We start from the raw sequence: 8,223 nt of genomic DNA, 5'->3' as shown, positions 1-8,223 counted from the left end.
TGGTCCTCGAACTGCGCCCGCCCGGCATGGACAAGGGCGTGGCGCTGCTGGAGTACGTCCGCGAGACGGGCGCCGGAACCGTCCTCTACGCGGGCGACGACCTGGGCGATCTCCCCGCCTACGCGGCCGTCGAGAAACTCCGCTCCGACGGCCACCCCGGCCTGCTGATCTGCAGCGGCTCGGAAGTCCCCGAACTGTCCGCCCGGGCCGACCTCCACCTCCCCGGCCCCGCCTCCCTGGCCGACTACCTCGCCTCCCTCGCCCGGGCCATGGACTGACCCGGCCTCGCCCGGCCCCCTCTGGGAGTCAGGCGCGGAGGGCGGTGAGCTGGTCCAGGAACCACTGCTGCGGGGGGAGGGCCGTGGCCGCCGCTGACAGGCGCTCGGCGCGTTCCGCGCGGTCTTCGGGGGAGAGGGTCAGGGCCTCGTGGAGGGCTTTCGCCGTGGCGGAGATGTCGTACGGGTTGACCGTCAGCGCGTCCTTGCCCATCTCCTCGTACGCTCCCGCCTCCCGCGACAGCACCAGCGCGCAGCCGCGCTCGGAGACGACGGGGATCTCCTTCGCCACCAGGTTCATGCCGTCGCGGATCGGGTTGACCAGGGCCACGTCCGCGAGCCGGTAGGCGGCCAGGGAGCGGGCGAAGTCGTCGCGGACATGGAGGACGACCGGGGACCAGCCGTCCGTGCCGAACTCGTCGTTGATCGCCTCGGCCACCCGCTGGACCTCGGCGGTGTAGTCACGGTAGACCGCCAGATCCTGCCGGGAGGGGTAGGCGAAGGCGACATGGACGACGCGTTCGCGCCATTCGGGGTGGTCGGCGAGGAGCTGCCGGTAGGCGAGCAGCCCGCGGACGATGTTCTTGGACAGTTCCGTACGGTCCACCCGGACGATCGTCCTCCGTGGCTCGCCGGAGTCCGGACCCGAGCCTCCCGTACGCCCGATCTGCTCGCGCAGGGTCGCGATCCGCTCCTCCACGTCCGGGCGGTGCGCGCGCTCGCGCAGGAAGTCGCCGTCCGTGCCCAGGCCGTGCACACCGGTCCTGGTGTTGCCCGTGCCGCCCAGCAGTTCCGTACAGCAGGCGCGGAAGGCGTCCGCCCACCGGTGGGTCAGGAAGGCCGCGCGGTCCGCCCCGAGGATGCCGCGCAGCAACTGGCGGGCGATGTCGTCGGGCAGCAGCCGGAAGTAGTCGACGGGCGCCCACGGGGTGTGCGAGAAGTGCCCGATGCGCAGGTCGGGGCGGAGCGCGCGCAGCATCCCCGGCACCAGCGCCAGGTGGTAGTCCTGCACCAGGACCGCCGCGCCCTCCGCCGCCTCGTCCGCCAGCGCCTCCGCGAAGGCGCGGTTGTACGTCTCGTACGACGCCCACTGCGCGCGGAACTCGGGGCCGAAGGACGGCTCCAGCGGTGTCTGGTAGAGCAGGTGGTGCACGAACCAGAGCGTGGAGTTCGCGACGCCGTTGTACGCGTCCGCGTACACCTCGGGCGCGATCCCCAGCATCCGGACCCGCCGGCCGCCGGTGTCGGCCGGGTCGAGCCGTCCGTCCGTACGCCGCACCGCCTCGCGGTCGCCGTCGCCGAGTGCCGCGCACACCCACACCGCGCTGTCGTCGGACCCGATGGCCGAGAGGCCGGACACCAGACCGCCGCCGCCGCGCTTCGATGCCAGCGAGCCGTCGTCGCGCAGGGTGTACGAGACGGGGCCGCGGTTGGACGCGACAAGGATCTGGGCCGGCTGGACCTTGGGCCGGGGGGGCGGCTCGGTAACCATGTGCCGAACCTAGCCCGTCCCGTAAACGCTCAAACGTACGGACGGTGTGGCGTGCGCCCCGTCGGAGCTCAGCGGTGGCCGGCTCAGCGGCGGCCGCGGGTCGCCGCCAGTGCCACCACCCCCGCGCCCGTCAGCGCCAGTGCCACCCCGCCCAGCAGCCACAGCCGCTCGGCCACGCCTCCGGTGTCCGCGAGATGGCCCTCCAGCGGCTCGTGCACCGCCCCTTCCACGGCCTCCCGCACCGGGCCGTAGAGCCGTGCGCTGTCCGCCGGCGGCTGGTCCGCGGCCAGCGCCGGTCCGGGCGTCAGCGCTACCAGCGTCCCGGCCAGCACCCCGATTACCCGGATGATAATCACATCTTTTGCCCTCATAAGGGTGCAATGTAAGCAACGGATGTGATGATGCGTGGTTACGCCGCGCGTCCGGCCGTGTACTCCGCGATCTCCCGCATCGGCGGTCGCTCCTCCGTGTCGACGGCGTAGGTGCGCGGTACGAAGCCGTCCTCGCCCCGGTCGAACTGCGTCAGCTCCGGACGTACCAAATGCGCGCGGGACAGCCGCAGTTGGGCCGTACGGTAGATCGCCGCGGCCATCCGCCCCAGCGCCCGGTCGTCCTGGTGCCGGTGCAGCCGTACCCCCACGTCGACCTGGCCGAGCGCGTCCAGGCCCACCGTGTGCAGGGCGTCGACCAGCAGCCCCAGCTCCACGCCGTACCCGACCGGGAACGGTAGCCGCTCCAGCAGCGAGCGCCGCGCCGCGTACTCCCCGCCCAGCGGCTGGACGAACCCCGCCAGCCGGGGCCAGTGCAGATTGAGCAGCGGGCGCGCCACCAGCTCGGTCACCCGCCCGCCCTGGCCGGCTGCGGCCCCGTCCCGGCCGTCCGGGTCGGCCCGGCCGCTCGGTTCGGCCCGGCCGCCGGTGAGAGCGCTCTCAGTCAGCGGACGGTCGTACATCGCCTTCACGAACTGCACATCCGTGTCCGTCAGCAGCGGCCCCACCGTCCCGGACACGAACTCGGCCGAGAACCGCCGCAGATCCGCGTCCACGAAGCACACCACATCGCCGCTCGTCACCAGCAGCGACCGCCACAGCACCTCGCCCTTGCCGGGCAGTGCGGGCAGCCGCGGCAGGATCGAGTCCCGGTGCACGACCCGCGCGCCCGCCGCCGCCGCGGTCTCGGCCGTACGGTCCGTGGAACCGGAGTCGATCACCACCAGCTCGTCGACCAGCGGCGCACACTCCATCAGCTCACGCCGTATCACCGACACGATCCCGCCGACCGTCGCCTCTTCGTCGAGCGCCGGAAGCACCACGCTCACCGTGGTGCCGCGCGCGGCCTTCGCCAGCAGGAGCCGGTCGAGCGTACGGTCGGCCGCCGACCAGGAGCGCCTGGTCAGCCAGCGTTCCACCTCTTCCAGCACGGTCGGTACTCTCCCTGGCGTGTCGTGCGTTCGTGCGATGCTCGCCCATGCGTCTAACGCGTGCCCGTCCATGCTCACGCGTGCCGACGTGATCCATCTCGCGGTGCGGACCACTATCTCAACCGTCCGCTCCTTCGGTTACAGTCTTGAACAACACGAGTGGCCACCGCATGCCGGGGTCGTTTCGTGAAAAAACGCGCCGGACCAGGGGTCCAGCGCCATAGCGCTCATCCAGAGGGACTGAGGGAACGGCCCGTTGAAGTCCCGGCAACCCTCCCGCCGACCGCGAGGTCACGGTGGGGAAGGTGCCAATTCCGTCTTGCGGCGAAACGCGTCGTAAGGAAGATGAGGAGAAAGGGCCTCGCCATCATGGCTGTGCAGACCGTCCGCCACGCCGACGCCTCCGTTGATCTCGGACCCGCCGCCGCGCTCTCGTGCCGCGAGTGCGGAGAGCGCTTCCAGCTCGGACCGATCTTCGCCTGTGCGAGCTGTTTCGGGCCGCTCGAAGTCGCGTACGACCTGCCGAGCGGCACCCCCGAAGAGCTCAAGAAGCGCATCGCGGAGGGCCCCGACAACATCTGGCGGTACGCGCCGCTGCTGCCCGTCCCCGCCGATGTGGCGAGCAAGCCGAACATCAACCCCGGCTTCACCAAGCTGGTCAAGGCCGACAATCTCGCCCGTGAACTGGGCGTCACCGGCGGCCTGTACGTCAAGGACGACTCCGGCAATCCGACGCACTCCTTCAAGGACCGGGTCGTCGCCATCGCCGTCGAGGCCGCCCGCGCCTTCGGCTTCACCACGCTCTCCTGCTCGTCCACCGGCAATCTGGCCGGCGCGGTCGGCGCCGCGGCGGCCCGCGCCGGCTTCCGCTCCTGCGTGTTCATCCCGCACGACCTGGAGCAGGGCAAGGTCGTCATGGCGGCGGTGTACGGCGGTGAACTCGTCGGCATCGAGGGCACGTACGACGATGTGAACCGGTTCTGCTCGGAGCTGATCGGCGACCCGCTCGGCGAGGGCTGGGGCTTCGTCAACGTCAACCTCCGCCCGTACTACGGCGAGGGCTCCAAGACCCTCGCGTACGAGATCTGCGAGCAGCTCGGCTGGCGGATCCCCGACCAGATCGTCGTGCCGGTCGCCTCGGGCTCGCAGCTCACGAAGATCGACAAGGGTCTCCAGGAGCTGATCAGGCTGGGGCTGGTGGAGGACAGGCCGTACAAGATCTTCGGCGCCCAGGCCGAGGGATGCTCGCCGGTGTCCACCGCGTTCAAGGCCGGGCACGATGTCGTACGGCCGCAGAAGCCGGACACGATCGCCAAGTCGCTGGCGATCGGCAACCCGGCCGACGGACCGTACGTCCTGGACATCGCCCGGCGTACCGGCGGGGCGGTCGAGGACGTCGACGACGAGCTGATCGTCGAGGCGATCAAGCTGCTGGCCCGCACCGAGGGAATCTTCGCGGAGACCGCGGGCGGGGTGACGGTCGGTGTGACGAAGAAGCTGATCGACGCCGGTCTGCTCGACCCGGCGCTGACGACCGTCGTCCTCAACACGGGTGACGGACTGAAGACCCTGGACGCCGTGGCGGCGACGACGGGGCCGACCGCGACGATCCGCCCGAGCCTGGACGCGTTCCGCGAAGCCGGCCTGGCCCGCTGAATCCCGACGACGTTACCGGCGTTACGGAAAGCCGGAAGACGGAAGGCAGAACACCACTATGAGCGTCAATGTCCGCATCCCGACCATTCTCCGTACGTACACCGGCGGCCAGGCCGAGGTCCCGGCCGAGGGGGCGACCCTCTCCGAGGTGATCCAGTCCCTGGAGGCCAACCACCCCGGCATCGCCGCGCGCGTCCTGGACGACCAGGGCAAGCTGCGCCGCTTTGTGAACGTGTACGTGAACGACGACGACGTCCGTTTCGAGCAGGGCCTGGAGACCGTCACCCCGGCGGGCGCGGGCGTCTCGATCATCCCCGCGGTCGCCGGCGGCTGAGCCCCGCGCCCGGCCGGCGCGACTCGTTCCGGCTCGTCCCGGCTCGTTCCGACGGCCCCCTGACAGCTCCACCGATGGCTCCCTCCGCGAAGCAAGCGGAGGGAGCCATTCTTTATGGTTGAACGCGATAGAGTATGGGAACGCCCCTCCGTCGGCCCTGCCGCGCGTGTATCAGAACGCGACAACATGGGGGCAAAGTCCTGGTGTTGTTTGCGCTATAGGTGCGCTTTGCCCGGCCCGACTTGCCCGAGATCGCAGCGAATTCGTCGCTATGCGTGTTCAGCCATGCCCAGAATTCTCGTCCGATTGACCTGTTGCAGAGGGCAGTTGGGCAGATACATTCAGCCGCGGTCGACGCGTTCCGGCGCGAAGTGTGGCCCCCTGGAAGGGCCAGTAATAGGGGAGTTAGGCATGGCTCAGGGCACCGTCAAGTGGTTCAACGCGGAGAAGGGGTACGGCTTCATCGCGGTCGACGGTGGTGCGGATGTTTTCGTCCACTACAGCGCGATCCAGATGGACGGTTACCGCACCCTTGAAGAAGGTCAGCGAGTGGAGTTCGAGATCTCGCAGGGCCAGAAGGGTCCGCAGGCGGACATGGTCAAGCTCGCCGTCTGATCCCGGCGCGATCGGCCACCGACGCACTCAGCTCACGCGCGAGGGGCCCGTATCCCAGAGATGGGGATACGGGCCCCTCGTGCGTGTGCCCTCCTCGTGCGTGTGCGCTCCTCGTGCGTACGGGGCCGGTCCGGCGTACGGGGCCGTGCCGGCCTCCCGGCGGGGCCGTTCCGGCGCGGGTGCCTCGAAGGGGTCGTGGGAGCCGGGGGAGCTTGCACTCTCGGGGGTCGAGTGCTAATCATTGGCGTTAGCACTCTGCAAGTGTGAGTGACAACTTGAGGACCGGGTCTGTGAGGCCCGAAGAGCCGGTGGGGCAATGAACCGCACGGCTCTCAGGCCGTCCGTCGCGGGCGCCGGCGCGGTCCGCTCCACCCGCCCCCTGGGCCCTGCGGCCCGGGGAGACCCCTGTCCGGGAGGACCACTTCACATGGCCAAGATCATCGCGTTCAACGAGGAGGCACGGCGCGGTCTCGAGCGCGGGATGAACCAGCTCGCCGACGCCGTCAAGGTCACCCTTGGCCCCAAGGGCCGTAACGTCGTCCTCGAGAAGAAGTGGGGCGCCCCCACGATCACCAACGATGGTGTGTCCATCGCCAAGGAGATCGAGCTCGAGGACCCGTACGAGAAGATCGGCGCCGAGCTGGTCAAGGAAGTCGCCAAGAAGACGGACGACGTCGCCGGCGACGGTACGACCACCGCGACCGTGCTCGCCCAGGCGCTCGTCCGCGAGGGCCTGCGCAACGTGGCCGCCGGTGCCAACCCGATGGCCCTCAAGCGTGGCATCGAGAAGGCCGTCGAGGCCGTCTCGGGCGCTCTGCTGGAGCAGGCCAAGGACGTGGAGACCAAGGAGCAGATCGCTTCGACCGCCTCCATCTCCGCCGCCGACACCCAGATCGGCGAGCTGATCGCCGAGGCCATGGACAAGGTCGGCAAGGAAGGCGTCATCACCGTCGAGGAGTCCCAGACCTTCGGTCTGGAGCTTGAGCTGACGGAGGGTATGCGCTTCGACAAGGGCTACATCTCGGCCTACTTCGCCACCGACATGGAGCGTATGGAGGCGTCCCTGGACGACCCGTACCTCCTGATCGTCAACTCCAAGATCGGCAATGTGAAGGACCTCCTTCCGCTGCTGGAGAAGGTCATGCAGTCGGGCAAGCCGCTGCTGATCATCGCGGAGGACGTCGAGGGCGAGGCGCTGTCGACCCTGGTCGTCAACAAGATCCGTGGCACCTTCAAGTCGGTCGCCGTCAAGGCCCCGGGCTTCGGCGACCGCCGCAAGGCCATGCTCAACGACATCGCCATCCTCACCGGCGGCACGGTCATCTCCGAGGAGGTCGGCCTGAAGCTGGAGAACGCCGGCCTGGACCTGCTGGGCCGCGCCCGCAAGGTCGTCATCACCAAGGACGAGACCACCATCGTCGACGGTGCCGGTGACAGCGACCAGGTCGCCGGCCGGGTCAACCAGATCCGCGCCGAGATCGAGAACAGCGACTCGGACTACGACCGCGAGAAGCTCCAGGAGCGCCTCGCGAAGCTGGCCGGCGGCGTGGCCGTCATCAAGGCCGGTGCCGCGACCGAGGTCGAGCTGAAGGAGCGCAAGCACCGCATCGAGGACGCGGTGCGCAACGCCAAGGCCGCTGTCGAGGAGGGCATCGTCGCCGGCGGTGGTGTCGCTCTGCTCCAGGCCGCTTCGGTCTTCGAGAAGCTGGAGCTGGAGGGCGACGAGGCGACCGGTGCCAACGCCGTCAAGCTGGCGCTGGAGGCCCCGCTCAAGCAGATCGCCGTCAACGGCGGCCTCGAGGGCGGCGTCGTTGTGGAGAAGGTCCGGAACCTGACGGTCGGCCACGGTCTGAACGCCGCGACCGGCGAGTACGTCGACATGATCGCCGAGGGCATCATCGACCCGGCGAAGGTGACGCGTTCCGCGCTGCAGAACGCGGCGTCCATCGCGGCGCTGTTCCTGACCACCGAGGCCGTCATCGCCGACAAGCCGGAGAAGGCCGCGGCCGCTGCTCCGGGCGGCATGCCGGGCGGTGACATGGACTTCTGAGCCTCCTCGGCTCGGATCCGTCCCGCGTCGGTAGATCCGTACGCGTCTGTACTGAGGGCGGCACCCCTGTGTGGGGGTGCCGCCCTCGGGCGTTTCCGGGGCCTTCGCCGCAGGGCGAGGAGTCACTTTCCGGGGCGGGGGAAGGCCGTTGAGGTGAGGTCCTCGGAGAGGTTCCACAACTGGCGGGCCAGGGACGGGTCCTGGGCGGTGGGGGTGCGGCCGACCCGGGTGGGGTGGCCGCGGAGTTCGCCCCGGCCGTCGGGGCCGATGTAGGCGGCGCCTTCGAGGTGCTGGGTGGCCGCGAAGAGGGTCGGGAGGGCGCCGGCCGGGGCGTCCTGCATGGCCAGACGGCCGACGGCTTTGGCGACCAGGGTCATGAAC

Annotated in this window: 7 protein-coding genes, 2 pseudogenes and 1 riboswitch; of the genes and pseudogenes, 5 read left to right on the top strand and 4 right to left on the bottom strand. The window is 69.9% G+C overall.

Annotated elements, in window-relative coordinates; translation table 11 throughout:
• Window positions 1–278 (top strand): annotated as a pseudogene (locus WH07_RS19285) (trehalose-phosphatase); the annotation flags it as partial.
• A 28-nt stretch (window positions 279–306) separates the two neighbouring features.
• Here the strand turns inward: WH07_RS19285 and WH07_RS19280 are convergent.
• The 3 genes from WH07_RS19280 to WH07_RS19270 all read right to left on the bottom strand — a co-directional run bounded on the left by WH07_RS19280 (window position 307) and on the right by WH07_RS19270 (window position 3,187).
• Window positions 307–1,767 carry an alpha,alpha-trehalose-phosphate synthase (UDP-forming) gene (locus WH07_RS19280; RefSeq protein WP_046501384.1) on the bottom strand — a complete coding sequence of 487 codons (1,461 nt, stop codon included), beginning with the start codon at window positions 1,765–1,767 and terminating at the stop codon, window positions 307–309.
• A gap of 83 nt (window positions 1,768–1,850) precedes the next feature.
• Window positions 1,851–2,123: a hypothetical protein gene (locus tag WH07_RS19275; RefSeq protein ID WP_046501382.1), complete on the bottom strand. Its 273-nt coding sequence runs from the start codon at window positions 2,121–2,123 to the stop codon at window positions 1,851–1,853.
• Between the two features lie 53 nt (window positions 2,124–2,176).
• Window positions 2,177–3,187, bottom strand: coding sequence for a glucosyl-3-phosphoglycerate synthase (locus WH07_RS19270; protein WP_046501381.1), 1,011 nt, complete (start codon window positions 3,185–3,187; stop codon window positions 2,177–2,179).
• A gap of 224 nt (window positions 3,188–3,411) precedes the next feature.
• A riboswitch (SAM riboswitch) is annotated at window positions 3,412–3,539 on the top strand.
• A 17-nt stretch (window positions 3,540–3,556) separates the two neighbouring features.
• Here WH07_RS19270 and thrC point away from each other — a divergent pair.
• From thrC to groL, 4 genes are all read left to right on the top strand, one after another.
• Entirely contained in the window at window positions 3,557–4,843 is a 1,287-nt protein-coding gene (gene thrC, locus WH07_RS19265; RefSeq protein WP_046501380.1) for a threonine synthase, read from the top strand.
• A 58-nt stretch (window positions 4,844–4,901) separates the two neighbouring features.
• Window positions 4,902–5,177, top strand: a complete 276-nt coding sequence (locus tag WH07_RS19260) for a ubiquitin-like small modifier protein 1 (protein WP_046501379.1) — start codon at window positions 4,902–4,904, stop codon at window positions 5,175–5,177.
• Window positions 5,178–5,588: 411 nt separating this feature from the next.
• Window positions 5,589–5,792, top strand: coding sequence for a cold-shock protein (locus WH07_RS19255; RefSeq protein ID WP_005315736.1), 204 nt, complete (start codon window positions 5,589–5,591; stop codon window positions 5,790–5,792).
• 427 nt (window positions 5,793–6,219) lie between these two features.
• Window positions 6,220–7,842, top strand: a complete 1,623-nt coding sequence (groL, locus tag WH07_RS19250) for a chaperonin GroEL (RefSeq protein WP_046501378.1) — start codon at window positions 6,220–6,222, stop codon at window positions 7,840–7,842.
• A gap of 122 nt (window positions 7,843–7,964) precedes the next feature.
• Here the strand turns inward: groL and WH07_RS19245 are convergent.
• A pseudogene (locus WH07_RS19245) lies at window positions 7,965–8,223 on the bottom strand (oxidoreductase); the annotation flags it as partial.

The organism is Streptomyces odonnellii (genome assembly GCF_000981895.1).
Lineage (GTDB): Bacteria > Actinomycetota > Actinomycetes > Streptomycetales > Streptomycetaceae > Streptomyces > Streptomyces odonnellii.
Note: the sequence above shows the minus strand (reverse complement) of the source record. Positions and strands in the feature narration are given on the sequence as shown.